Source organism: Coleofasciculus sp. (genome assembly GCF_046565525.1).
In the GTDB taxonomy this organism is placed as follows: domain Bacteria; phylum Cyanobacteriota; class Cyanobacteriia; order Cyanobacteriales; family Coleofasciculaceae; genus Coleofasciculus.
Map to the genome: position 1 here is coordinate 18,644 of NZ_JBKHUP010000054.1, position 26,276 is coordinate 44,919.

Below are 26,276 nucleotides of genomic sequence, written 5' to 3' on the forward strand. Positions count from 1 at the left end.
CCATGCCGATTTTATGGCGTTTCTCCTAAAAGCGATCGCCAATCTTGAATCGCCTGCTCGGACCAAAGCCAGTTCTGGCTCAGGGCGTCGGGTTGAAAATTTACGGGGTCATCTTGGAGAACTTTTTGCCGCAGTTTCGACGATTCATTTAAAAGATTGGTGCGGTTTTCGGCGGGCTGTTGTTGAGCAGATTTCCAGAATCCTAAAGCCAGTCCAGCATAAGCCGTTAGCGCTTCTTTCTTCGCCTCGTTTCCCGCCACATCTGCATCGATTTCCTCTTGTTCGATTAAGGTGAGAGCATCTAACCAGGCATTGTTAGCTCGCTCGAAATCTCCTTCTGCGTAGTAAGCAAAGCCAAGGGCATTATTATATTTAGCCGAGTCAGGTTGGGCTTTAACTGCTGTTTCCCAATACCGTCGCACATCGCTGATATTATAGTTTGTATCCCCAGTTTGAAGCGACTGCCAAGCCAGACGTCCTCTCAAGAAACTGATGGTTGGATTATCCAATTGGGAGGGAGAAACAGCCCCTAGTGCAGCATCAGCTTGAGACAATGCACCTCGATTCAGCAAAGCTTCCACAGCTTCCGTTCCGGCTTCGATCTTCCCTTGACCTAATTGTGCGATCGCTAAAGCTGTAACGCGACTCGTGTCGGCTTGCGCTAAGTTGCTCCTATCTAAGTCTGAGGGTTGGGGTACACTCGGCACAGGAGACTCAAGCGATGTAATTAACCCACCCGGTTGCGGCTGACGGTTCCAAAGCAAGGCGAAACTCAAAAGTGCGATCGCGACAGCACCGACGCCTAATCCAATCCCCAATTTAGGTGCAACCCGCCAGGAACGCCACCCCTTTTGATTCGGTTGCGCTGGCTGGGGTTTAGGTTTAACCGTCTCTTGAGATGATGACGTAGCTGTTTTTGGGGGAGGTGTCGGTACTGGCGCTTCTGAGAAAACCGTGGGTTGTTGAGGCGGCGGGATTAATACGTCCTGATTTGCTTTCCCTGGCGTCGTTGTAGGTGGATGCTTTGCGTCTAAGGGAGGTAACTTGGGTTCCTCGATCTCTGGGTCACTATCGAGTTGTTCGAGTAAACTCTTAATAAAGCTAGATGGATCATCCCCATCATCGTCTGAGGGAGTCTCATCCAACAAATTTTGGCTCGATGTATACTCATACTCAGCTAGGGGAGATTTATCCTCTAGCAGGAATTCATCCTCATTCTCTAACGTTCTGTTTAACATAGGTCGTGTGAATAGTTCGGCGTCACTTTCGTCAGAGACTAAAGGCATGTCTGGTGGTTCCGGTAACTGTAATCGTTCTTCCCGATTGTGATAGTCATCGTCCACATTAGTTAGGAATCCATCAAATTCGGGATGCAGATAAAGCACGGGCAGCGCCCAATATAATTGGTTGGAACCATAGGCAGAAATTAGCCCCTGTCGCGCCCGACTCAGACTCAGATCGATGGGATAGCCTTGATTGAGATTCCGATAAAGTAGGCGAGTCAGGGTAAGTGCCACTTCATCAGGAATTCGTTCTGCCATTGCCAGGACACCGGGAATACCTCGCTTGACCAAGGCTTCGGCTAAATTGCGCTCTTTGCCATTGTTTAGGGGGTTTGATGTGGCTGTATAGGCGCCACGACAGGAGTTAAACACTGCCAATTGCACCCCGTTATTTGCCAGCAATCCGGCTAAGTCATTGCCGTTCAAGGTTTCCGTTAACCCCGTTTTATTACTGACCAAATAAACATCACCGCCAGAATCCCCCAGACTACTGTGACCCGCATAATGGAAGACTTGATATTGACCTTGTTCTAAGGCTTGGGTGAGTTGTTCTCGTCCCGGTTGTTCGAGAATGGTGAGTTGAATCGCTGGGGGTTCTTGGCGAGAACGGCTTTTGAGTTCTTCTTGTAAGTGTGCGGCTTCCTGTGCCAGTTCTAAACTCTCTTGGTCACTTGGTCCGGCAATTACCATGAGAATTTTCAGGACAGGATTGGGTTGAGGGGGAAGGGAATGAATCGGTCGCATCAACCCGGCGCTAAGTTGATAACGGGAGAAGGCGACATCTGTCCCCGTTGCCAAAGGGCGATCGCCGGCATGGAGGACTTCCCAGGGTAAGCGGGGTAAGCGATTCCCTTTGAGTCCCAGGCGCAGTCGCAAGACGGTGCGTTGATTTTGCGCGATCGCTTGTGCCATCATCCAGCTATCACGCAAGCTCCCTTGAAATAAAGCATTATAAAGTTCCTGACCCAGCGCCACCAGGTTTTTACAGGATTGACGCACTTGCTGATCTGAGTTAGGCAAAAAAAACAGCTCATCCATACCGCCAGACCCCCCTTGTAACAAGCCGAGGAGGGGATCATTCATCAGTTGTTTAGCTTGCGCTAACCACTCATCCATGGGCCAACGGACTTGTTCTTCTGCCAAAGGCACCCCGGGTGCGACTCGTTCAATCCGCACTAGATGCTGCTGGTCGTCCCCCAAAGGGGTCACAGAGAGATGGAATTCCTGTGCCACTGCTATTGCCTGGTCAAGTTTGCTGAATGTCAAGGGTTTTTACTGGGTTTTCAAGGTTTATCGCATTCATAGTGTCTTTAGATATAGATTGATTTAATTCTGTGAAAGTTTCCATAGAGAGTTTAGGCACATAAGGGCGAGTCACGGGTATTCAATAAGACATTTTGACCTGATGGAGGAGGGACAAGAGGTTAATCCTGGTTGAAAACGCTGGAATTTTTCGGTTCTGGATGTTACTGAACTCCAATTGAAGAACGGCTTGGCGAATTTTTCCGGATGAACCCCGCCTATTCCCGAAGAGTGAAATGGTAGATGCACCCTGATTGACGTTCCCTGGCTCACTGATTTGGGCTAGGGATTTTTTTTAGCCCTAGTAGTTAAGGAAAATCCAGGATTTTTCCGTTACATCGGTACATCAGGATGAAAACGTTTTTAAGGGATGTAGGGGTGGGTTTCACGATTATCGTTTTTTTTCGCCCCGATTTGACTCAACCTGCCCCTAGGGTAGTTTTTCAGTTTTGATTGTACAGACTGGCTCCCTTGCGGTGGGGTTAAGTCTCTTTTATCTTAACAATGGTTGCACGATAGGGAGATATCAGGAAATTACTCTGAAAAAGGGAGAAGTGATACCAAGTTGCAGTCAAAGAGGTAATCTGTCAGGGTTCGCGAAACCCTTCACTTATGAAACCTGCATCTGTAGGAAACATGTCATGCCCCTACTCTAAGCTTTTTTTGAGCGCTCAGTGTGATTACATCGATTGACGCTCTAGGGATACACTAAACGATAGTGCATTAAGACCACAAGCAGGAGGGGAGAAGTGGACGTTAAAGCAGCTGTCGCCTACGAAGCAGGTAAACCGTTAACGATTGAAACGGTTCAGCTAGAGGGACCCAAAGCTGGGGAGGTATTAGTCGAAATTAAAGCCACAGGTATTTGTCATACCGATGCCTATACCCTCTCTGGCAAAGACCCAGAAGGACTATTCCCGGCTATCTTAGGACATGAAGGTGCAGGTGTAGTCGTGGAGGTTGGAGACGGGGTAAACAGCGTTAAACCCGGTGATCATGTGATTCCTCTCTACACACCCGAATGCCGGAACTGTGAGTATTGCTTAAGTTTCAAAACCAATCTCTGTCAGGCGATTCGGGCAACTCAGGGACGAGGAGTCATGCCCGATGGCACAAGTCGGTTCTCAATGGGTGGCAAAATGCTACATCACTACATGGGAACCTCTACCTTTGCTAACTATACCGTATTGCCCGAAATTGCCGTGGCGAAAATTCGGGACGATGCGCCCTTTGAAAAGGTTTGTTACATCGGCTGCGGTGTAACTACGGGGATTGGTGCGGTGATTAATACTGCCAAAGTTGAACCTGGTTCCAGAGTTGTGGTATTTGGACTGGGTGGGATTGGCTTAAATGTGATCCAAGGGGCGCGAATGGTGGGCGCGAGTCAAATTGTTGGCGTTGATATTAATCCAGATAAACGGGAATTGGCAGAAAAGTTTGGCATGACAGATTTTGTTAATCCGCGTGAAGTCGAAGGGGATTTAGTTCCTTATTTGGTGGAGTTAACCAAAGGGGGCGCTGATTATAGTTTTGAGTGTATTGGGAATGTAAATGTGATGCGCCAAGCCTTAGAATGTTGCCATAAAGGATGGGGCGAGAGTGTAATTATAGGCGTGGCTGGTGCTGGGGAAGAAATTAGTACGCGCCCGTTTCAATTAGTAACCGGACGAGTTTGGAAAGGAAGCGCGTTTGGTGGAGCAAGGGGACGCACTGATGTTCCTAAAATTGTGGATTGGTATATGGAAGGTAAGATTAATATTGATGATTTAATTACCCATGTCATGCCCTTGGAGAAAATAAATGAGGGGTTTGATTTAATGCACAAAGGGGAATCGATTCGCAGTGTGGTGACATTTTAAGGCAACTGGGTGGTAGGGGCGGGTTTTACCCATAACGTTTTGGAAACAACCTCTAACTTGACTAAACCCGCCTCTTTCTTTAGCCGCAGGGGAGCGAACCTGAGCAGGTAAAAACGCCCCATTGTAGAAGTCATTGGAACATGGGAATAACAGCTCTAAAATTATCGTACTAGAATTAAGCGTAATCAGGGAGCGCGATCGCAATTGTCTGTTAATTGGGTAGAGTGCGATACGTTCCTTCGGAACAGGCTTCGCCAACGCGAGATTTTATAGAGTGAGTATTGCTGTTATTTTATAGTTAGTTAAATATAGGGCGCACAACAATAATAAAAGGCGCACGTCGGTGCGCCCCTACTGTCGAATATTTTCAATTTTATCCATCAGATGGTTTTTGTGTAACGCGCTTTTTCCAGTATCCAGGTTCTCGGCTACAATGCATAACCGCTACAATCAAAATGCAATCCTCCTCGACAGTGTATAAAATTCCATAAGGAAACTTGCGCGTCAGACATCGACGAATATCTTCTTCAACAAACGCCCAACGATTCGGGGAATCAACAATACGAAAAATTGTCTCCTCAACCGCATTAATAAATGCCTGATGCTCATTCAACCCGACGCTGTGAATAAAATTCCACCGCTTCACTATATTCCGTCAAAGCTGCTGGGTGAAAAACGTATTTCATGACTCCAGAAGCCGTCTCACTTGAGCTAATGCTTCTTCTCCAGAAATGGGTTGAACTACACCACTTCGGATTTCATCTCGACGCCTCTTAGCTTCATTGAGCCAAAGCGTTTGGACTGTATCGTCCACATCAAACTCAAGACTTTCAACCAATTTCTCTGCCAACAATGCTCTCAATGGACTGGGTAAGGATAAAGCGTCTTTCATTACTTGCTCGACAGAAGCCATAATTCCATACAGGATAGGGATTAGTCTGAGTCTAGCAAGAAAGCGGCAGATTTAACATATAGCTCAAAGCATTGTGCGATACGTTCCTTCGGAACAGGCTTCGCCAACGCGAGATTTTATAGGGTGAGTATTGCTGTTATTTTATAGTTGGTCAAATATTAGGACGCACGACAATAATAAAAGGCGCACGTCTGTGCGCCCCTACCGTCGAACAGGGAAAGATCGCATCCACTGAAACGGTACGTGCAATCGGGATGCAGCCTTGCATAGTTAACTCGATAATTGTGTTGGCTTCCTCTTGGAGCTGCGTGAAGGTGCGACTATGTTTTATAATAAGAGAATTAAATTTGTTGAATAACAGGAATGGAAAAAGTTAAATTTATTGATTTATTTGCTGGAATTGGTGGATTTAGAATTGCCTTTGAAAGAACGGGCTATAAATGCGTGTATTCTTGTGAAATTGATCCCAAGTGTCAGGAAGTATATTTTAATAATTTTTCAGATAGACCCGCAGGTGACATTACAAGAATAGACATTAATAGTATTCCTAATTTTGATGTTTTAACGGCGGGTTTTCCTTGTCAGCCTTTTAGTATATGTGGTAAAAGAAAAGGTTTTCAGGATACAAGAGGTACATTATTTTTTCGCATTTGTGAAATAATTGCAGCAAAAAAACCTCCAGTTATTCTCTTGGAAAATGTAAAACATTTAATGCATCAAGATAAAGGTAAAACACTAAATGTAATTTTGTACTCTTTAGAAGATTTGGGATATAAAGTCAATTATAGCCTGCTGAATTCTAAAGATTTTGGAGTTCCCCAAAACCGGGAAAGAATAATTATTGTTGCCACCAAAAACAAACGATTTAATTTTAATAAGTTGAAAACCATAAACTCTAGAGCAAAATTAAAAAGTTTTCTATCCGATTCTGAAAAATTTGAATATTTAGAGCCGGACAGCTATACCTTAATAGATCAACCCAAACAACAGCAATCGGGATTAATTTTTGTAGGATATCGGAATAATAAGAGTATTTGGAAAAAAGGAGTTAGACCCAATACTCATCATTTATCTAGGGTTCACCATCAACCCAATAGAATTTATTCAGTAGAAGGCATACATCCTACAATACCTTCTCAAGAGACATCGGGGCGATTCTTTATTTATATTCCTGAAGAAAATGCCGTTCGCAAATTGACGATTAAAGAATGTTATAGAATTATGGGATTTCCAGAGAATTTTAAACTCCACGGAAATTTAGGAGAATGTTACAAGCAGGTGGGAAACTCGGTCTGCATTCCCATGGTTTCTGAAATTGCTCATCAATTAAAGGAACAAATATTTTTTGGTAGTCAGGAAGAAGAGAATGATCATCATTTTATAGCTAAAAAGGAAGAAAAGTTTATTCAATTGCAAATACCGTGATTACGCTTATGAATCACAAAAAAAATGAGAGAATAAGGCATTTAGGGATCGCAACCGCCTGTTGATTGGGTATTGTGCGATACGTTCCTTCGGAACAGGCTTCGCCAACGCGCGATTTTAGTAGACTGAGGATTGCTGTGATCTTATAGTTGGTTAAATATAGGATGCACGACAATAATAAAGGCCGCACGTCGGTGCGCCCCTACCGTCGAACAGTAAGCGCGATCGCACTTCGGGAAAGTATAGATGCGATCGCGCTACAATAGCAGCAGGTTAATCTGAGGCTGATTTTAGTATGCCAATTACATTGCCACCGGAACTGGAACAGTTTATCAACAATCAGGTTGCTAGCGGCAAGTATGCCTCTACTGATGAAGTCTTCTTGGCTGGTATTAAGCTGCTACAGGAACGAGAAAATCTTTATCAAGGACGGTTTGAAGAATTACGCCGCGAGATTATGGTTGGAGTTGAAGAGGCTGAACGAGGCGAATTGTTAGACGCAGAAACCGTTATAATTGGGCTGCAAGAGAAATTGCAACAGCGTCGCGCTTAGGCTAATTGATGAGCAATGTTTGCCGAATTACACCGACAGCAAGCCGAGATATAGAGAGTATTATGGACTATATCGCCCAGAGAGGAAGTATTGAAACGGCAGAGCGTTTTCTTGAGAAGATTGACACGAAGTTCAAAATGCTATCTCAGTTCCCCCGAATGGGACGTCAACGAGATGAACTATATCCCAACTTGCGGAGTGTACCGTTAGAGGATTATCTAATTTTTTATCGTCTGGTTCCAAATGGAATCGACGTGATGCGGGTAGTGGGCGGCTATCGCGATCTAGGGGCGTTATTTGGGGAAAAGAATCAAGACTAAGCTATCGCATACATCGACACAGAAACGCGATCGCACTTCAGTCTTGAGCAATTAGGCGAACATCAAGCGACTTTTGGGTTCAGGAATCGGACGCCCTAATTCATTGGCTGTTTCAATCCACTCGGAGCATAATAACTTCTACATTTTGCAGTGCTTCTTGGTAAGTTTCGCCATCAGCAGCGCAACCGGGTAATTCTGGTACTTCGGCAATAAATGCCTGGTCTTCTGGGCTCCAGTAGAGGATAATTTCATAGCGAAGCATCATCTTGACCTCCTAGCTGGTACTTGAGAATCACGGCACGGACTTGCTTTACCTGATAAACTTTCGCTTGTGAGCTGTTGGGTTGCATTAGAGCATTTTAAGGAGATTCTTGAATATCTGAAAAATTTACTCTGTCCTCCCAATCAAGGGGCATAGACATCTCACCTAAGTCCAGCGTGCATTGAACCCAATCTATCTGATCAACTATACGGGAACGCATACGTCTTACTAAAGTACTCCACGATTCGATATCACCCACGTCTGAAATTGCTTTAATTTCAGCGAGTTCGCTTGCATCCAGCAGCACTGGCTGGGCTAGTTGTACACAATAGGGTGGACGGAGTTCGGTAGTAAAGCTAACGGAATAGCTTTTGGCATTACAGTTATCATCAACCTGACTCAAGACACGTACAACAGCCGTTACCTGTGATGAGCCAAGAGGCTTATTAGTTGTAATGTTACGAAGATGACTCGGACAGATGCGTATATCGTCTTGCTGGACATTTAATTTCCTGTCAGAGAAACACGCCAACGCATAATGGCTCTCCTTTTTTCTGCCAGAAGGCAAAGACGCACGGCTGGTGACAAAGTAGTGAATTGGTAATTTTCGTGTTTGTCCTTGTGCGTCAACATAAGCGTTCCACAAGACTACTTCAGCCGGTGCCACGTCGATCATCTTTGGTTTGCTGGGCATCGGAGAAAAAATCGCAGGCAAAGACAGTATGTCACGGGCAGCAACTTGAGCATTTTTACCCAGAGACTGCCCAATCCCCCATAAAAAGTACCCGTTACCTAATTGCCGTTCCCATTCCTTCCTGCGGATAATTGCTGTCAACTCTTCGCTAGCCTCTGTACCCATTTTTGTCCAGCAGAATGCCGGCGGCAATTTGCTCATTGTCATATGCGTCTCCAAGTGCTTAAATCATACCAGCAGGTGAAGGAGTGTTGCTTATGGTTATCATAAGGACTGAAAGGGCTAAACAAAAAGACAGATTACATCGCAGGAGATTCACTTGACCACGCCTGATCGCCAGATTGATATGATTTTGGGGTCACTGGAGTCTGCTGGTTTCCCACGCAGCCTGCAAAATCTCTTGCTGCCGGAGTGGGTGACACCAGAAGTTTTATCGGATGCCACAGTGTCATCGGAGATTGCGGCAATTCTGGCAAAACGATTGGGTCTTCGTGCTAGTCCTCTTTTCGCTGCCAATCCGCAGGTAGAATCGCTTCGGCGACGAGAAATTAAGTATAAGCGATCAATTCCGAACCAGTCAAAGAACTTAACGGCTGCCACATCAATTGCTGTTAGCGTTGCTGAATCTGTAGCAGTAGCTGCAAGGGTGAAATTCAGTCCGTTTGTAGGTAGTGCTGCCAATCTCCGCCAAGAGGTGCTTGCTGATTTTCCAGGTAAATGGCTGGGGCTGAGAAATTTGTTGATGAGTTGCTGGTCTCATGGCGTACCTGTGGTTTATTTAGCACAACTCGGTCAAGGTGTGGCGAAGATGGATGGCATGGTGGTTTATACAAGCGATCGACCAGTCATTATCTTATCAAAAGCGTCACCCCTTTGGGCATGGCAACTCTTTATCTTGGCTCACGAAATTGCCCACATAGTGCTTGGGCATGTACTACCGGGTGACATATTAGTCGATGAGAAACTAAGTGAAGATTTATATATCTCAAAGGATAATGATTTGGATGAGCGTGCAGCAGATAACTTTGCGATCGAGTTATTAAACGGTAGGACAGAAGCAACTTATTCTTTGGCAAGTCAGGCTAATTTTAGGGAATTGGCGGATACTGCATATAATTTTGGTACGGCAAACAAAATCGATCCCGGACACATCGTATTGAATTTTGCGAATCAGTCTCGTCAATGGGGTATTGGCATTGAGGCTGCAAAGTTTTTGCAGGGAGAGAACCCACCTGCCTCGGCTGTAATTAGTGAAGCGATGTGGGGCGGCATTAACCCTGAAGCACTACCAATGGATACTATTGAATTTCTGACTAGGATTACTGATTCTTACGCTGAATTTGAGCGGGTGGCTAGTTCATACGTTGCTTTAGGGTAGCTCATGAACCAGTCACTTGCAATCGATAATGATGCCTTGCTCAAACTCGCTCGTTACGGGTTGCTGAATGAAGCCTTAGCTCTATTTAACTGTACCTCCACCAATGTTAGTGTACTTGCAACGGCTAAATACAAGCTCTTACCGGCTAAAAATCGCTTGCAGCTTTGTAAAGATGAAGAAAGTGCTACTAGATTGGAAGCATTCCTAAGAACCTCTAATCAACTGGATGCTGGATTGGCAGTGGGTGCTGGATTGGCAAACCCGGATGTGTTTGACACACTGAACGCTGTTCCTGATATTGATACTGGAGAAGCTCTATTGTTCGCAGTGGGTGCTAATAATAGCAACATACTCATAACTACAGGCGACAAACGCTCTCTAAAGGCGCTTTGTTCTCATGATTCTGTTGCTGATATCTCCAAAGCGCTAACAGGTCGTGTAGTCTCGATAGAAGTGCTATTCTCTATGTTAGCGGACTATCAATTTGCCCTCATTCAAGAACGTGTAAGAGCCAAACCTGATGTTGATAAGACGTTGAAAATAGTCTTCGGAGTAAAAGCCCCGGCTGATTTTGAATCAGTCAAGCAGGGCTTTGCTTCCTACATCAATGACTTACGGAGCAAAACTGGTACTTTGCTTTATTTACCATCAAGTTAATTTCTCAGGAGAACTGCATAAGGTTCCTTAACGCGAGCAACAAGCTCAATGTGCTTTACAACCTGTTCATTGTGTGAATCTAATAGCTCTCGATGCTTGTAATGAAAGCATCCTTTGTCTACCTGACCAATCAAATACTTATCGGCTTTACGCCCACGGCTAGGACCCACTCCAACCTGTAATTCGCCTAGAGCCAAGTCGAATTCCTCCACCCGCAGCTCATCCAGAACCAACGCATAACGAGACCCGCGAACTTCTATGCCTTTGGGAATTGGCTGCCAATTCACACCGTCATCGGAATACTGCTTAGCAATTTCTGGCGGGGCTGCATGCTTAGAGTCTATTTTTTGCATAACAATGAGAACTTGGTTGCCGCTTTCTTCCACCTCTTTGGCAAACGGTTGAACCATAGTCAGAGGATGGCAGGTATTACCGCCATAGCCCCAAAAAATTGAACCTGCCTCTTCAAACTCGCGTTGTTTCCGCTTAACGATATCTTCGATGCTTTCTTGCGCGTGCAAACCGACTTTCATAAATATCAGACCGGCTTTTTTAATCGAGTCGTCCATGGTTCACCTCAAGTTTTTCAAGTATGTAAAGCTGATCCGATTCTCTTCCTGGGTTCAGCCTCGTCCGCTCACGCACATATCGAAAGCGCAATGGAGAATTCTTACCGTAGAAATTTTCAAGTCGTGCCAACTCAAGAGGTTCTGATGTTGTTTCCATAAGACTGGGATCAATACGACGAAACAAACAAGAACATGAACGCAGATCAGGGGCATCGTCTAGGTGGTAAGAGTGCAATTGTGGCAGCAGTTCGGACACTACATATCCAAGTTCAAGCGCACGGCGTTGCGTATCGCGTAATACTTCCTGAGTCCACATTAGATCAGGATCGTCCGCTATAACAACGATGCCCAGGCTTTTTTCCTTAGTTGCCTGACTGCCGCGCTCGAAAAAAGCGATAACACTTTCTCCACTGTTACTTGCTCCCCAAGGCGGATTGATATGAAATCCATCGTACATACCAAAATGCTTTTGGGGGAGCGCGTCTGCCACATTATAAAGATAGGCTGAAATCTCAATCTTAGGGTAAAGCTTCTCGCCGAATCGCCGCACGGAATTGACGATCCGCTCATCAAAATCAAGTAAAGTAATTGACTTTGGTCCATAATTGATGACGTTTTGGGCTTTCAAATGAGCAGCAGACAGGGCAATCCCATCACCATCCCCGACAAATACAACATCCTTGCTGTCAAAAACACGAGCCACGTACTCTGCTTGGATCACCATATCGGCGACCTTCATGTATATTTGATCAAATTCGCGAAGAGGGATTGGTCGGTTCTGAACAACATCTGAAATTGCGTTGATCGCCTTTCGCAAGTCAAACTCCATAGAAATCCCTATCCCCTATAAGGATATTAAATTAAATTAAAGATTGAATATTACCAAATAGACTCAAGATTCAGAACAAATCCAGGTAGCACTGTTTCCCCTGAGAGGGTAGCCGGAGATTCAAGGACTTCAATCTCTTGACCGGGGCGATAAATTTCAACTTGCCTAAATTTCCGATTAATTAACCAACCTAGGCGGACACCATTCTCTAAATATTCTTTCATTTTATCCTGAGTGTCTTTCAAACTATCACTTGGAGAAAGTAACTCAATCACAAAATCAGGACAAAGAGGAAGAAATCTCTTTTGTTGCTCAGGAGTTAGAGAATTCCAGCGTTCCAATTTTACCCAGGAAGCGTCAGGAGAGCGATCCGCTCCATTCGGTAGTTTAAAACCACCAGAAGAATCAAAAACTTTACCTAATTTATTCTGCTCATTCCAGATCCATAGTTGAGCAGTTAGTCCAGCATTACGGTTACTCGTTTCTCCCCCTACAGGTGGCATGATAATTAATTCCCCTGTAGCAGTACGCTCAAATCTGAGGGTTTCATTGTCCTGACAGAGTTGATAAAATTGCTCATCTGTTAGTTGAATTATCGAGTGTAGGTTGAGGGTTAAAGCAGTCATGGTGATTGTGACTTTCCGATTATTTAACCCCTGTAGAAATTTTACTGATAATCTCTCTACAGGGGCTTTATCTACCGAACTATTCTATCCCTTCAATCCGATCCTCAACCTCCTGATACAACTCCCGCAACATCTGCAGATTACTCTCACTCGTCTCCCAATACCCGCGTCCATTCACTTCCAACAACGTGGACACCACCTTGCGGAAAGAATGGGGGTTCAAATTCATCAACCGCTTCCGCATTTCTTCATCCTGGATAAACGTCTCATTGGCTTCCTCGTATACCCAGTTATCCACCGCGCCAGCCGTTGCACTCCAACCCATGGTATTGACTAACCGCTTCGAGAGTTCTCGCACTCCCTCATACCCGTGACTCAGCATTCCCTCATACCATTTCGGGTTGAGTAGCTTCGTCCGCGCATCTAAACGCACCGTCTCCGATAACGTCCTTACCTGGGCGTTTGCTGTCGTCGTATCAGCAATATAAGATGCAGGCGTCTTACCATCTTGACGCAGGGTTGATACCACCTTCGTCGGATCAGAATCAAAATAGTGAGACACATCCGTCAGACTAATCTCCGAAGAATCCAGATTCTGGAACGTCGCCTCCGCCGTTTTCAACGAAGACTCGAAAATCTGGCGATTCTGTTCCATCGTTCCCGGATTATCCGCACTAAAAGCAAAGGATTTCCGTGTCAGGTACATATCCTGTAACTCGGATTCGCTTTCCCAAGTGCTATTCTCCACCGCCAGATTCACATTCGCTGCATAGGAACCCGACGCATTGGAGAACACCCGCGTCGCCGCTTGGCGCAGATTAATTCCCATATCCGCCGCCTGTTGCATCGCGTGTTTGCGGACAAAGTTCATCTCCTCAGGTTCATCCGCCTCAGCCGCCATTTTCACGGCTTGATCCAACAGATTCATCTGGTTGATAAACAAATCCCGGAATACCCCAGAACAGTTAATCACCACATCAATTCGGGGACGCCCCAACTCTTCTAGGGAAATCAATTCTAATTTATTCACTCGTCCCAACGCATCGGGAACGGGTTTCACCCCAACCATCCACATAATTTGTGCCAGGGATTCCCCGTAGGTTTTGATATTATCCGTTCCCCAGAGGACACAGGCAATGGTTTCGGGCCAATTCCCGCCATTTTCCGCCCGATGTCGCGCCAATAAGCGGTCTACGACGATTTTTGCCGATTTTACTGCTGCTGTGGTGGGGATGGATTGGGGGTCAAGGGCGTGGATATTTTTCCCGGTGGGTAATACATCCGGGTTGCGGATGGGATCACCGCCAGGTCCGGGAAGCACATATTCCCCTTCCAACGCTTTCAGCATCGCCCCAAGTTCGTTATCGGCGACAATTTGCTGGAGACAAAATTCCAGATACTCAAATAGGGGTTTAATTGCATCGGAGTCAACTTGACAGTACCCCGCATCAATTAATGCTTCTATCCAAGGGGTGCGCTTCCGCATATTAAAGAAATTCAGACTCGTCACCTTGGACACCCGCCCCTCTGCATCGGTTTGGGCTTGAACTAACGCCGCTACAGCTTTGCGAGTGGCTTGGGTGATGTCTTGGAGTAACTGCACATCCGCTAAGACACCTCGGTCGTTATTTTGATAAATCTCGTCGATATCCCGGTTAATGCTGTTGGCGATAATCCCCGGTAGACTCTGGATTTCTTCCTCTGGACGATCCAAACTAGCAATATTCACTAATGTCGCGATCGCTTCCTCAGCAGTGGGCGGTTTGCCAATTACATGCAACCCACAGGGTAACAGCCGAGACTCAATCTCCATCAGCTTTTTGTAGACTAACCCCACCAGGGTATCCCGTTCTTCTGGGTTCAGTTCACTGGCGTCTTTTTCGGGTAAGGCGATATCTTTATCCAGATTCACCAAGCGGCATTTATCCATAATTGTGTTCACAATTGGAATACCGCGTCCGGTGTCTTTTAGGGTTTGATAAGACCCAATTAATTCACTCAGTTCCTTCAACCCTTTATATAACCCTGCATTCTCCGCCGGAGGGGTCAGGTAGGAAATGGTTTCGGCGTAACTGCGACGCTTGGCGATTGTCGCTTCACTGGGATTATTGGCAGCGTAATAGTAGAGATTGGGAATCGAACCAATTAAATTATCCGGGTAACAATCCCCCGACATCCCCATTTGCTTACCGGGCATAAATTCCAATGACCCGTGAGTCCCGAAATGCAATACGGCATCCGCTTGCCAGAGATGTTCTAAATAGGTGTAGTAAGCCGCAAATCCGTGGTGGGGGCTGGCGGAACGGGAGAAGAGAAGCCGCATTGGATCGCCTTCATAGCCGAACGTGGGCTGCACCCCAATAAACACGTTACCGAATTGCTTACCATAAATCAGCAGGTTTTGTCCATCACTATTTAAATGTCCCGGCGGTGGACCCCAGTTTTCTTCTAAACGGGTGGAGTAAGGGGTAAACCGTTCATACTCCATCACCGACATGCGGTAGGCAATATTCAGTTCGGGACTAGCATATTGTGCCTGGGCGTCATGGATGACTTGTTGCATCAGCGCTTCGGCGGATTCGGGTAAGTCTTCCACGTCGTAGCCGTTATGCTTGAGGGCTTCCATTACCTTATAAATCGACCCGAAGACATCCAGATAGGCGGCGGTGCCTACATTTCCCTTATCCGGCGGGAAACTAAACACGGTAATCGCCACCTTCTTATCCAGTTTCGGCTTGCGGCGCAGGCTTGCCCATTTCAGCGCCCGCTTTGCCACGGCTTCAATCCGATCCTGAAGTGCGATCGCTTTCCCGGTGGTGCCATCTCGTCCAGATAGGATAATTGGTTCGATCGCGCCGTCTAATTCTGGGATGGCAATTTGCAGTGCTACCTGAATCGGGTGTAATCCTAAATCACTCCCTTCCCACTCTTCTGTGGTTTGGAAGACTAAGGGCAATGCCACCATATAGGGACGGTTGAGGCGTTTTAAGGATTCGATCGCCTTGGGATGATCTTGTCGCGCCGGACCCCCAACTAGGGCAAATCCAGTCAGAGACACCACCGCATCCACCAGAGTTACATTGGCTTGTCCCTTACTCGTGGGTGTGTCATAGAAAAAGGCATCCACGGGTTTGGAGAAATCTAGTCCCCCAGCAAATACGGGCAGAACTCGTGCGCCCATGGCTTCTAGTTCCTGTACCATTGCCACATAATGGGCATCATCCCCGGTGACGAGGTGAGTACGTTGCAGGACTAAACCGACACAGGGGGCGAAGGGATCTTTTAAATCCTCGGAGATATCGTCGCGATTGTTATACCAGGTGAGATAATCTTTGACATCCTCAAACATTTTCGTAGACAGGGGATGCCAAAGTCCCATGTCTGGGTAAACCACCGGATCTTTAAATTCTAGGGTTCTTCCCTTAAGCACATATTTATCTGCCAGCATTAACAGGAAGTTTTCCAGGTTCTGGGAGGAACCCCCTAGCCAATACTGGAACGAAAGCATAAAGTTACGGGCGTCCTGTGCCTTGTCGATGGGCATATATTTCAGGACTTTGGGCAGCGTCTGCAATAGCTTCAGCATCCCATCTTGGAAGGATGAGCCTGACTTTTCTTTACGCTTCTTCATGAACTGGGCGATGGCACTCTTGGATTGACCCAGTTGTGCCATGGAGAAACTGCCTAATTTATTCAGGCGCATCACCTGAGGCATAGAGGGGAATACCACCGCCGCATCTAAGCGATCGCGATGAGGTTGGACGGCGGCGACAACCTTATCCGCTAAGTCTTCGATAAAGATTAGAGAGGCGATAAAGATATTCGCTTTGGCAATATCCTGCTGAAATGCCTCATAGTTTTGGGGGTCCCGGAGTTCTTCGATTAAGTAGCCACTGATTTCAATGGCGATATCCGGCTGATTTTGATTAATTGAATGGACAGCCGCCGATAAAGCACTTTGGTATTGTGGCTCTAGCACGACATAGACCACCTTCAGTACGTGACGATTCTTGGGGTCATCGGGGGTGATGTGACGAATGGTGGACTTGACGTGAGTGAACATGCGGTTCTAGCTCCTTTTGATCCTTGTTCTCTTCTCATTAGTAGGGTTCCAGGGAAGGTTAGCTTGGCTTCCGCTTGGAACAATCGGCTTGGCGTTACAGTTAGGGCAACTTTAGTGGTTTTACCAGAAAATGCTGACCCATGCAGCGTTTTAGCCCTCGTTTGACACAATTCGATAGGAATTTGCTCAATTTACTTTACATTTATTTACATTCATAGAAGTGGTTGCTCTAAATATTATTCACAAAACTTTACGTTTAAATCAATCTGGGCAAAAATACACTCAGTGTCATATAGTTAATGGGGTGCATGTAGACACATAATATTGGCAATTCTGGTAGACAGGGATAAAAGGACACAGACTATCGAGCGAGGTTAGTCGTGGCGCTGTCTTTGCTAGATGCGATCGCACATCCATGTCAGTGGGGGTTCTGAACTGTTGCGAGTAAAATTGATGAAAAAATAGTGGCTCTCCCGTACCTAGGGTGATAAGCAAACCTGATTATTGTTGGAAACTTTGTGGGGCAAGGCTTTCAAAACAATGTTTTTAGGAAAGCTATCACTAATATAGGCTTTTCCACCACAAGTACGGGAGAGCCTAGAAAAACCCATCATAGAGTTTAAATTTCGTTGATTAACACCCATGAAAACCGAATGACTCAGATTAGCATTACTTAAATTAATGTTCTCTAAATTGACCCCACTCAAATCTGTTCGGTTCAGATTCACTCCCTCCAAGTTTGCATTATCCAACCGAGCATCAATAATGACCACTTCTCGCAGATAGGCATTACTTAAATTAGCTTGACTCAAATTGGCGCTATCTAATAGGGCTTCGTGTAAATACGCATTACTCAGGTTTGCTCCGGTCAAATCAGTAGTAGTTGAATAACCTCTTGCGGCGCTACTTCCTGAACAAATAGCATCAGAGTTTCCCGGTTGGAAAGGGGCGGGTTTATTTGGATAGGGGTGCAACCGAAAAGATAGTCGTAAAACCTGCCCCTACATGGTTTCACGGGAAATCCCTCAACCTTGGAAAGGGGCGGGTTTATTTGGATAGGGGTGCAACCGAAAAGATAGTCGTAAAACCCGCCCCTACATGGTTTCACGGGAAATCCCTCAACCTTGGAAAGGGGCGGGTTTAGTTGGATAGGGGTGGAACCGAAAAAATAGTCGTAAAACCTGCCCCTACATGGTGCAAGATGTGAGATTGATCCAAAATAGTGCAAGCGACCAACTACGCCGTAAGATCGAAAGCATGATCTATCAATCACCGCGCCCAACGATTCCTGAGAGTACCTGGCAACGTCCGATTGGACAGGGCTGGGAGAATCCCTACAAAGTTCGCTATGCCAGTAATCTGGATGATGGACCCTGGCATGGTATGCCCCTTGGCGGATTTGGCGCAGGTTGTTTGGGGCGCTCTTCACGGGGAGACTTTAATCTATGGCATCTGGATGGGGGAGAACATACATTCAAACGTCTGCCAGCTTGTCAGTTTAGCGTCTTTGAACAGCCAGAAAACCAAGACGCCCAAGCCTATGCCCTTTGTACCGAACCCCCAGAGGATGGCAGCCTGGGCAAATGGCAATGGTATCCCACGTCGCCTAATGTAGAGACCAAAAATGGCGCGTCTCTACCAACGGGAACCTATCACGCCCTTTATCCCCGCAGTTGGTTTGTCTACGAGAATGTGTTTCAAACCGAATTAACCTGCCAACAGTTTTCCCCGATTTGGGCAGATTGTTATCAAGAAAGCAGTTATCCGGTGGCGGTGTTTGAATGGACTGCCCATAATCCCACAGATCAGCCGATTATTTTAAGTATTATGCTCACCTGGCAGAATATGGTGGGCTGGTTTACCAATGCGATTAAGCATCCCCAAGTTCGGGTAAGGGATGATGGGAGTCCGGTTTACGAGTATCAACCGCGTTGGGGAAATAGCACCGGGAATTATAATCAATGGATTGTGGATAATTTCCGGGTGGGTTGTCTGTTAGACCGAGTTAGGCTGCGGGATGAGATTGAGGAAGGCGAAGGACAACTCTGTTTTGCCACGGTGACGAATCCAAGTCAGGAGGTATTCTATCACTGTCGCTGGAATCCCACAGGGGATGGAGCAGACGTGTGGAATACGTTTGCCAGTGACGGGAGTCTCAGTGATGTGCAAGACGAAACTCCCGCCGAACCCGGAGAACAAATTGCTGGCGCGATCGCAGTACGGGTAAGACTGCGCCCAGGAAGAACGCGCAAAATCCCATTTATCCTCGCCTGGGATTTTCCGGTGACGGAGTTTTCTGGGGGGGTTAAATATTACCGCCGTTATACGGATTTCTTTGGTCGCACAGGCAATAATGCCTGGTCAATTGTCCGCACTGCCCTCAAACATACTGACCTTTGGCAAGAGCGAATTTCCTCCTGGCAAAACCCTATTTTACAGCGTCAGGATTTACCCAATTGGTTCAAAATGGCACTGTTTAATGAGCTCTATTTATTATCGGCTGGGGGGACAATTTGGAGTGCCGCCGATGAAGGTGATCCGGTGGGTCAGTTCGGGGTTTTGGAATCCTTGGATTATCGTTGGTACGAAAGTTTAGATGTGCGGCTTTATGGGTCTTTTGCCCTAGCGATGTTGTGGTCGCGATTGGATAAAGCGGTACTGGAAGCCTTTGCCCGGGCGATTCCCACCAGTGATGATACGCCTCGGATTATTGGATACAACCAAGGGACAGCGATTCGCAAAGCCGCCAATGCGACACCTCACGATTTAGGCGCACCCAATGAACATCCTTGGGAAAAGACAAACTATACCAGTTATCAAGATTGTAATCAGTGGAAAGATTTACCCTGTGATTTTGTCTTGCAGGTGTATCGGACGTTTGTGTTTACGGGGTCGAAGGATATTGAATTTTTAGCCGAATGTTGGTCAGCAATTGTTAGGGCGCTGGCGTATCTGAAAACCTTTGATCACGATGGTGATGGGATTCCGGAAAACTCAGGCGCACCGGATCAAACCTTTGATGATTGGCAGTTGCAGGGAGTTAGCGCGTACTGTGGTGGGTTATGGTTAGCCGCCTTAGAAGCCGGAAGCGCGATCGCACAAATTCTCCTGGACAACTACACCCTAGTTTTTTCAATTGATCTGCCTGATCCGGAGTCGATTCAACAAACCCTGAACGACTATCAGCAATGGCTGCAACAGGCGAAACCGATTTATCAGCGAAAACTCTGGAATGGTCAATATTATCGCCTGGATAGCGAAAGTGATTCTGATGTGGTGATGGCAGATCAACTCTGTGGTCAGTTCTATGCCCAATTACTAGGATTGCCGGATATTGTTCCAGCAGAATGCACCCAGTCAGCGTTGAAAACTGTTTATGAATCTTGTTTTTTAAAGTTCCATAATGCCCAATTTGGTGCAGCGAATGGGGTAAAACCCGACGGTTCTCCCGAACATCCAGATGCAACTCATCCCCTAGAAGTGTGGACAGGGATTAATTTTGGCATAGCCGCATTTTTAATTCAATTGGGAATGAAGGATGAAGCATTAAAAGTGACAGAATCCGTGGTGCGACAGGTGTATGAGAATGGATTACAATTCCGTACCCCGGAAGCGATTACGAGCGCTGGTACATTTCGGGCAGGTCATTATCTGCGGGCGATGGCAATTTGGGCAGTTTATTTAACGTTGAGTAAATAGTTTTTAGTTTTGTGTATGGGTGGGTTTGACTACTATTAACTGTCAACCTTTGACCCAGAACAGGTGCAGGATTTTGCCTTTAGTCCTGACAGCAAAACCCTGGTAACAGGCAATGGAATCCTTTGCTGTATTGCCGAGTCTCTTTCCTTGTGTCATCTGCCCTCTGTAATCCGCTACAATAGGCGTCATGCCATCATCAAAGACAACTGCCAACGCCTCCAGCCAATTTCTCAAACGCCAAGCCGCGTCGCTGCTGCTGTATCAATCCGTTCTCCATAACGACGTGGGACAAGCTTTTATCCATACTTTGCAAACCTTAAGCAAGGGTGAAGCCGAGCAAACGGCTTGCTTGGTGGCTTATGGTAGCTGGTTCAAAATTTTAGCCGCCCACGGAGAAAGCTGGCAAGATTATCTGATTCGGCAAATTCTCCAGGATGATAATCCCTTTACTCAGCAAGTGCAACAGGTAGCCCTGCAAGATTTACCAGAAGCCCTAGTCATGGCGGCAAAACAGGATTTACGCGCCTTGTACCATCTGTATCAATGCAGCGCCGAACAGCTAAGTCGGTGGGTGCAAAAAGCCTCTCAGTTAGAATTACAGCCTGTTTCCTGGAGTCTGGAAACGGTAAAGCCCACATTTCTACACCAACATAGTGATTGGACAGAATCTATAGAAGAATTAGCCACCTACTATCGGCAACATGGTACTGGGTTATTTGCTCAATATCATGCCCTGCGTTGGCAGTCGGGTCAATTAGTTGGTATCGCCCGCCCTGATCCGATTGAGTTAACTCAATTGGTGGGATATGAGTCTCAACAAGCCACGTTAGTTAAAAATACAGAATTCTTACTCGCGGGTTATCCGGCTTTACATGTCTTACTTTATGGCAGTCGTGGTTCAGGTAAGTCGTCATTAGTCAAGGGTTTATTACAAAAGTATAAGCATCAGGGACTGCGGTTGATTGAAGTGGCTAAATCTGACTTAAAAGAACTAGCTATGATTGTGGAGCAATTGCGAGACGTACCACAGAGGTTTATCATCTTTGTGGATGACCTCTCCTTTGAAGAAGATGATGATGCGTTTAAGGCATTAAAAGTCGTCTTAGAAGGAAGTGTCACCGCCCGTCCCCCAAATGTAGTCGTTTATGCAACCTCCAATCGACGCCACTTGGTACGGGAATTTTTTGCCGATCGCCCTCGTCCCAGCGATAATGATGAAATCCATGCCTGGGATACCTTACAGGAAAAATTATCCTTTAGCGATCGCTTCGGCTTAACCTTAACCTTTGAACCAGCAAACCAAGACACTTATCTCAACATAGTCTATCATTTAGCCCAGCAAGCAGACATACACTTACCACAAAATGACTTAAAATCCCGTGCAATTCAGTGGGCAACCCGCCACAATGGACGTTCTGGGCGCAGCGCCCGCCAGTTTGTTGATTTTCTCAGCGCTGATTTAGGGATTCATCCTGTGAATGATAAATTATGAGTTCACTAATTTTTGACAAAGGATGTAGCTTACTTATCGCTGCGCCAGTATGACAAATAACGAATGACAAATAACGAATGACGAATGACAAATGACCCATGAACCAACTTGTTAATCAAATGCTTCTTGGTACAGTTGCTTTTACCGTCAGCGTGGGTGTGGGATTATTCATTAACCCGAACAAAGCCTTGGTTAATGGAGTCGTTACCGTTGTGGCAAGTTATACTGGCGTTATTGTAGCGGATCGGCGACGCCTCCAAGGGGAAAAACAGCGCAAAAACGCTTTACTCCATCAAATCCAAGAATTTGAGGAAGAAGAAAGCCTGCTGTATGAATCACTGATGCAGGGAAGGGAAACACAACACCAACTCGAAGCCAGCATTAATGCTTTACAAACTGAACGGAGTCAGCTTCTGAGTCGCGTGTCTGAATTGCATAATCAACGAAATACCTTGTACCAGGAAATCAGTGAAGTTCAACAGCACAAACAGCAGCACCTAGAGGAGATAGATACCCTGCGATCGCAAATTCAGCAGCTAGAGAAACACCAAAGTGAACTCAATCAATCCCTCTGGGCAAAAACTGCCCAAATTCAGCCAGCGGAAACTCGCTTAAATCACTTACATTCTGAACTCGAACAGCTTCAAACCGAAATTGCGGATAAACTCCATCAACACGAACATCTTCATCAAGACTTAGCTGAACTCGAACGCCGTAAGCAATACTTAGGTGGAGAAGCTTACGACTTACATACCCAGATTCAGGCATTAAAGCAGCGTTTAGAGCAACTGAATCAAGCATTTTTGTCCTTACGGATACAGCAACAACGGGTTCAGGAAAATTTAACTCCGCTAAAATCGGAACTGGATCAAATGCAGCAGCAACTTACAGAAAAGCATCATCAACAAAAGCAACTGAATCAAGACTTGGCACGATTAGAACAGCTTAAACATCAGTTAGAATTCGATTATGCCGCTCTGCAACAGCAAATGCAAACCCTACGGGTGCAGAATTTAACATCAACTGAAACGGCTTTGCCAACACTTGAACGTAATTTATCTCGAATCTTACCTCAAAAATGGTTGAATTTAATGGCATTCGTTCAACAGCTTAACGAGGATGAGCTAATGGCATTTAAAGCAATTTTGGCGGAAGATCAAGCCGCTTTGAATCAAATTTATCAGCAAAAAAAGATAACTTTATCGGCTTTAATTCAGTCTCTTAATAAAAAGTCTATATTCGTACTTGGAAATTCTCTGTTTTTCAGCGATAGTACCTCTGTTATTCCTCAACTCCATAAAGACTATAGGTCTGTCTTGAAAGAACCAACATCTATTTATTTTAAAAACTTAATTGGACTGAATTATCGACAAATACAATCTGACATCGTATCCACAAGATTTGCTACACCTCATAAACCTGTAGAGACGTAGCAGGCTACGTCTTTACACAAAAATTGTCGGGTTATTTTTTCTAGTTTATTTCACAAATTGACAATGGATAATGAACAATGGATAATGACCTCTCCTTAAAAGAAGAGGATTGAAATTAAGAAAAATCTTTTTTAATTTCTTCGTAAACGAAGAGGTCTTAGATCCAATTAATCAATTGTCAATTATCAATTATTAATTATCCATTGATAAAGATTCTGACTTTTCACGCCATAAGGATGCGGGAGCTTTTTTTGCACGGGGAAGCCAGAGGACGAAGCCTTTTATTCCACGGGAGAACGAGAGGGGTGGGAAGGCAATACTGCTCGGTTAAGGAAGGTTGTCCATCGAAGGAAGCAGGGGAAGCAGGGGAAGCAGGGGGAGCAGGGGAAGCAGGGAAAGCAGGGGAAGCAGGGGAAGCAGGGGAAGCAGGGGGAGAATTCAAAGCTTTCTCAAGAGAAGGAGAGAGGTTTGGAGAGAGGTTTTCCAGATCCTGTGAAAAGTAAGCCTTAAAAAGGGGGACTCTGACAGACTTCAAAACAATAATTCATTGACTGGGCAACTATCGGAACCACTATTTACACAAAAAGCAAATGTAAAAAAAATACTTTTCTCTGCTTCTACAGCCTTATAAATGGCATCAAACTTATAGTAAATGTGACCAATTTTCGCTTGTTCTTGAAGCGTTTTTTTTGAAAACCCTTCACGGGAAGCAATTGTGTTGAAAGTAACGTCTTGATTCTTGGCATATTCTAAGGTCAGCCAGGAAACAAGTTGTTGTTCTGATGGAGATAAGCCTTTATACCACGTTGCATATAGTCTAAAGACTTTTTCGGTCTTTGACTCAGGATCATCGTCTTCATCATCATCTTCATCATCGTCTCCATCAATCCCCAAAAAATCTGTTATTTGCTCTATCGTTTCCCCGGTGCGATTAATTTGCTCAATTCCATCATTTATAGTCTCTAGAATATCGTCTATTTCCTCAAGTGGAAATGCTAAAACTGAAGCTTGCCAAAAAGTTACTAAGCTAATCAGAGAGAACGATATAAAATTTAATAAGTTTAATCGAATAAAAATTACTTTATGTAGCATACATCATACCGAAAATTAAACAGGATAAAAACCCACCAAATCTTCAGGATATATCCTGAAAATCTAGTTTAATTTAAATATAAACATCTGGTTTGGGTATAATCACTTAAGGATTAGGTGAATCGTGATTTTCAGCACGTAGATACCTAATTATATTTACAAACGAACCTTTTGCTCCTATGTATCCAGTCCCTCAATTAGTTTGTGAACACAATATACAATGAGTTTTCCAGATATTATTGTTGTTGGTAGTGGTATCGGCGGTCTAAGTTGCGCCGCAATGCTTTCCCGCTATGGCTTTGATGTAACAGTCTGTGAAAGCCACTCGATTCCTGGTGGGGCTGCACACAGTTTTATCCGCAATGGTTATACCTTTGATTCGGGTCCTTCGCTATACTCTGGCTTATCCTACAGTCCTTCCCCGAACCCCCTGCGTCAAGTTCTGGATGCGATTGGTGAGGAACTTCCCTGTCTGACTTATGATACCTGGGGATGCTGTTTACCAGAGGGGGATTTTGATACTTCGGTTGGGGCGTTGCAATTTAGTGACGTACTCGCCAAGCTGCGCGGGAATCAGGCGGTGGCTGAATGGCGTTCATTACAACGGGTAATGGCACCGTTGGGACAAGCTGCGATCGCAATTCCCCCGGCGGCGGTACGCTGGGATTTGGGGGTCGCGTTGACGGTGGGGCGATTTGCGCCATCGATGTGGCAACATGGGCTTGCGGTCATGAAGCTGACGGGACCCTTTAGCCAGATTATGGATGATGTGGTGTTTGACCCCTTCTTACGCAACTGGTTAAATCTACTCTGTTTCCTGCTATCTGGACTTCCGGCGAATGGAACAAGTGCAGCCGAGATGGCGTTTATGTTTGCTGACTGGTATCAACCGGGTGTTGTCTTAGATTATCCTGTGGGGGGAAGTGGCGCACTCGTGGAAGCCTTGATACGGGGGCTGAAAAAACACGGGGGTCAACTGAGGCTAAATGCTCATGTTGAACAAGTTTTGGTGGAAAATAATCGGGCGGTTGGTGTGCGATTGCGCGGGGGTGAGGAAATCCGGGCGCGTCAGGGGGTTGTGTCCAATGCCTCGGTTTGGGATACGCTGAAACTGATACCCGACGATGCAGTTCCTAAAGCGTTTCGTATGTCTCGACAAGCGACACCCACTTGTGAGAGTTTCATGCATCTGCATCTGGGGATTGACGCCGAAGGATTACCTTCAGATTTAGCCTGTCACCATATTGTGGTCAACGATTGGGATAAAGGGGTGAGTGCGCCGCAAAATGTGGTGTTGATCTCAATTCCTTCGATTCTTGACCCTTCCCTGGCGCCACCGGGAAAGCATCTGATTCATGTGTATACACCGGGGAATGAACCTTACGAACTTTGGCAGGGACTTGATCGCCATAGTGATACTTATTTACAGCAAAAGCAGGTGCGATCGCAAGTGATGTGGCAAGCCTTAGAGCGAATTATACCCGACGTGCGATCGCGGTGTGATGTGACGTTAGTTGGTACACCGTTAACCCATGAACGTTTTTTGCGACGTTATCGGGGTTCCTATGGACCAGCGATTCAAGCGGGGGTGGGTTTCTTTCCTGGAGTTGGTACACCTCTAGGGGGATTATACTGCTGTGGCGATTCCACCTTTCCTGGAATTGGTTTACCGGCGGTGGCTGCGAGTGGGATGATTGCGGCGAATACCCTTGCACCTGTACAGAAGCATTTAGATATGTTGAGGGAGATTGGTTGTGTTGGATGATACAAGGGAAGTTCGGCAAAACCTGTCATAATCAGTGAATCAGCGATCGCGGATTACGGCTT

The 26,276-nt window shown here is 45.7% G+C and carries 19 protein-coding genes and 3 pseudogenes; 10 read left to right on the plus strand and 12 right to left on the minus strand.

The genetic code is table 11. From position 1 onward, the window contains the following. Nucleotides 1-11: 11 nt before the first annotated feature. Complete coding sequence (locus ACLGGO_RS19530; protein WP_446420558.1) at nucleotides 12-2,549, minus strand: CHAT domain-containing protein; 2,538 nt, start codon at nucleotides 2,547-2,549, stop codon at nucleotides 12-14. Between the two features lie 785 nt (nucleotides 2,550-3,334). On the opposite strand from ACLGGO_RS19530, the gene ACLGGO_RS19535 reads away from it, so the two are divergent. Beyond that, nucleotides 3,335-4,444, plus strand: a complete 1,110-nt coding sequence (locus ACLGGO_RS19535; RefSeq protein ID WP_446420559.1) for an S-(hydroxymethyl)glutathione dehydrogenase/class III alcohol dehydrogenase — start codon at nucleotides 3,335-3,337, stop codon at nucleotides 4,442-4,444. A gap of 373 nt (nucleotides 4,445-4,817) precedes the next feature. On the opposite strand, the pseudogene ACLGGO_RS19540 reads toward ACLGGO_RS19535, so the two are convergent. Both ACLGGO_RS19540 and ACLGGO_RS19545 read right to left on the minus strand, forming a co-directional pair. Then, nucleotides 4,818-5,130, minus strand: a pseudogene (locus ACLGGO_RS19540) (type II toxin-antitoxin system RelE/ParE family toxin). Then, a complete protein-coding gene (locus ACLGGO_RS19545) occupies nucleotides 5,127-5,357 on the minus strand; it encodes an addiction module protein (protein ID WP_446420560.1) in 231 nt (76 codons plus the stop codon). Before ACLGGO_RS19545 ends, ACLGGO_RS19540 begins: the two are co-directional and overlap by 4 nt. 363 nt (nucleotides 5,358-5,720) lie before the next feature. On the opposite strand from ACLGGO_RS19545, the gene ACLGGO_RS19550 reads away from it, so the two are divergent. From ACLGGO_RS19550 to ACLGGO_RS19560, 3 genes are all read left to right on the plus strand, one after another. After that, on the plus strand, nucleotides 5,721-6,782 hold the full coding sequence (locus ACLGGO_RS19550) for a DNA cytosine methyltransferase (RefSeq protein WP_446420561.1): 1,062 nt from the start codon (nucleotides 5,721-5,723) through the stop codon (nucleotides 6,780-6,782). Nucleotides 6,783-7,077: 295 nt separating this feature from the next. Beyond that, on the plus strand, nucleotides 7,078-7,335 hold the full coding sequence (locus ACLGGO_RS19555; RefSeq protein WP_446338456.1) for a type II toxin-antitoxin system ParD family antitoxin: 258 nt from the start codon (nucleotides 7,078-7,080) through the stop codon (nucleotides 7,333-7,335). Nucleotides 7,336-7,343: 8 nt separating this feature from the next. Next, nucleotides 7,344-7,655 carry a type II toxin-antitoxin system RelE/ParE family toxin gene (locus ACLGGO_RS19560; RefSeq protein ID WP_446420562.1) on the plus strand — a complete coding sequence of 104 codons (312 nt, stop codon included), beginning with the start codon at nucleotides 7,344-7,346 and terminating at the stop codon, nucleotides 7,653-7,655. 51 nt (nucleotides 7,656-7,706) lie between these two features. Here the strand turns inward: ACLGGO_RS19560 and ACLGGO_RS19565 are convergent. From ACLGGO_RS19565 to ACLGGO_RS19575, 3 genes and pseudogenes are all read right to left on the minus strand, one after another. Further along, nucleotides 7,707-7,920: pseudogene (locus tag ACLGGO_RS19565) on the minus strand (type II toxin-antitoxin system HicB family antitoxin). After that, nucleotides 7,904-8,005, minus strand: a pseudogene (locus tag ACLGGO_RS19570) (type II toxin-antitoxin system HicA family toxin); the annotation flags it as partial. The pseudogenes ACLGGO_RS19570 and ACLGGO_RS19565, both read right to left, overlap by 17 nt. Before the next feature lie 9 nt (nucleotides 8,006-8,014). Beyond that, complete coding sequence (locus ACLGGO_RS19575) at nucleotides 8,015-8,812, minus strand: hypothetical protein (RefSeq protein WP_446420563.1); 798 nt, start codon at nucleotides 8,810-8,812, stop codon at nucleotides 8,015-8,017. Nucleotides 8,813-8,930: 118 nt separating this feature from the next. Between ACLGGO_RS19575 and ACLGGO_RS19580 the strand changes: the two genes are divergently transcribed. Further along, nucleotides 8,931-9,989 (plus strand): ImmA/IrrE family metallo-endopeptidase, encoded by a 1,059-nt coding sequence (locus ACLGGO_RS19580; RefSeq protein WP_446420564.1) that lies wholly within the window; start codon nucleotides 8,931-8,933, stop codon nucleotides 9,987-9,989. Nucleotides 9,990-9,992: 3 nt separating this feature from the next. Beyond that, complete coding sequence (locus ACLGGO_RS19585) at nucleotides 9,993-10,646, plus strand: hypothetical protein (protein WP_446345347.1); 654 nt, start codon at nucleotides 9,993-9,995, stop codon at nucleotides 10,644-10,646. Here the strand turns inward: ACLGGO_RS19585 and ACLGGO_RS19590 are convergent. From ACLGGO_RS19590 to ACLGGO_RS19610, 5 genes are all read right to left on the minus strand, one after another. Beyond that, the gene (locus tag ACLGGO_RS19590; protein ID WP_446345349.1) at nucleotides 10,643-11,215 is read right to left on the minus strand and encodes a hypothetical protein; all 573 of its coding nucleotides are present in this window, start codon (nucleotides 11,213-11,215) and stop codon (nucleotides 10,643-10,645) included. The two genes, ACLGGO_RS19585 and ACLGGO_RS19590, sit on opposite strands and share 4 nt — an antisense overlap. Then, nucleotides 11,199-12,044 (minus strand): bis-aminopropyl spermidine synthase family protein, encoded by an 846-nt coding sequence (locus tag ACLGGO_RS19595; protein WP_446345351.1) that lies wholly within the window; start codon nucleotides 12,042-12,044, stop codon nucleotides 11,199-11,201. Before ACLGGO_RS19595 ends, ACLGGO_RS19590 begins: the two co-directional genes overlap by 17 nt. A 50-nt stretch (nucleotides 12,045-12,094) precedes the next feature. After that, nucleotides 12,095-12,670 carry a Uma2 family endonuclease gene (locus ACLGGO_RS19600; RefSeq protein WP_446420565.1) on the minus strand — a complete coding sequence of 192 codons (576 nt, stop codon included), beginning with the start codon at nucleotides 12,668-12,670 and terminating at the stop codon, nucleotides 12,095-12,097. A 79-nt stretch (nucleotides 12,671-12,749) separates the two neighbouring features. Continuing rightward, nucleotides 12,750-16,733 (minus strand): magnesium chelatase subunit H, encoded by a 3,984-nt coding sequence (locus tag ACLGGO_RS19605; RefSeq protein WP_446420566.1) that lies wholly within the window; start codon nucleotides 16,731-16,733, stop codon nucleotides 12,750-12,752. 479 nt (nucleotides 16,734-17,212) lie between these two features. Beyond that, nucleotides 17,213-17,605, minus strand: a complete 393-nt coding sequence (locus tag ACLGGO_RS19610) for a pentapeptide repeat-containing protein (protein ID WP_446420567.1) — start codon at nucleotides 17,603-17,605, stop codon at nucleotides 17,213-17,215. A gap of 385 nt (nucleotides 17,606-17,990) precedes the next feature. Between ACLGGO_RS19610 and ACLGGO_RS19615 the strand changes: the two genes are divergently transcribed. The 3 genes from ACLGGO_RS19615 to ACLGGO_RS19625 all read left to right on the plus strand — a co-directional run bounded on the left by ACLGGO_RS19615 (nucleotide 17,991) and on the right by ACLGGO_RS19625 (nucleotide 23,357). After that, on the plus strand, nucleotides 17,991-20,432 hold the full coding sequence (locus ACLGGO_RS19615) for a GH116 family glycosyl hydrolase (RefSeq protein ID WP_446420568.1): 2,442 nt from the start codon (nucleotides 17,991-17,993) through the stop codon (nucleotides 20,430-20,432). A gap of 187 nt (nucleotides 20,433-20,619) precedes the next feature. Continuing rightward, the gene (locus tag ACLGGO_RS19620) at nucleotides 20,620-21,924 is read left to right on the plus strand and encodes an ATP-binding protein (RefSeq protein WP_446420569.1); all 1,305 of its coding nucleotides are present in this window, start codon (nucleotides 20,620-20,622) and stop codon (nucleotides 21,922-21,924) included. Between the two features lie 98 nt (nucleotides 21,925-22,022). Continuing rightward, entirely contained in the window at nucleotides 22,023-23,357 is a 1,335-nt protein-coding gene (locus tag ACLGGO_RS19625; protein ID WP_446420570.1) for a hypothetical protein, read from the plus strand. 531 nt (nucleotides 23,358-23,888) lie between these two features. Here ACLGGO_RS19625 and ACLGGO_RS19630 read toward each other — a convergent pair. Further along, nucleotides 23,889-24,449 carry a hypothetical protein gene (locus tag ACLGGO_RS19630; protein WP_446338469.1) on the minus strand — a complete coding sequence of 187 codons (561 nt, stop codon included), beginning with the start codon at nucleotides 24,447-24,449 and terminating at the stop codon, nucleotides 23,889-23,891. A gap of 220 nt (nucleotides 24,450-24,669) precedes the next feature. Between ACLGGO_RS19630 and ACLGGO_RS19635 the strand changes: the two genes are divergently transcribed. Beyond that, nucleotides 24,670-26,214 carry a phytoene desaturase family protein gene (locus tag ACLGGO_RS19635; protein WP_446420571.1) on the plus strand — a complete coding sequence of 515 codons (1,545 nt, stop codon included), beginning with the start codon at nucleotides 24,670-24,672 and terminating at the stop codon, nucleotides 26,212-26,214. Nucleotides 26,215-26,276 lie beyond the last annotated feature (62 nt).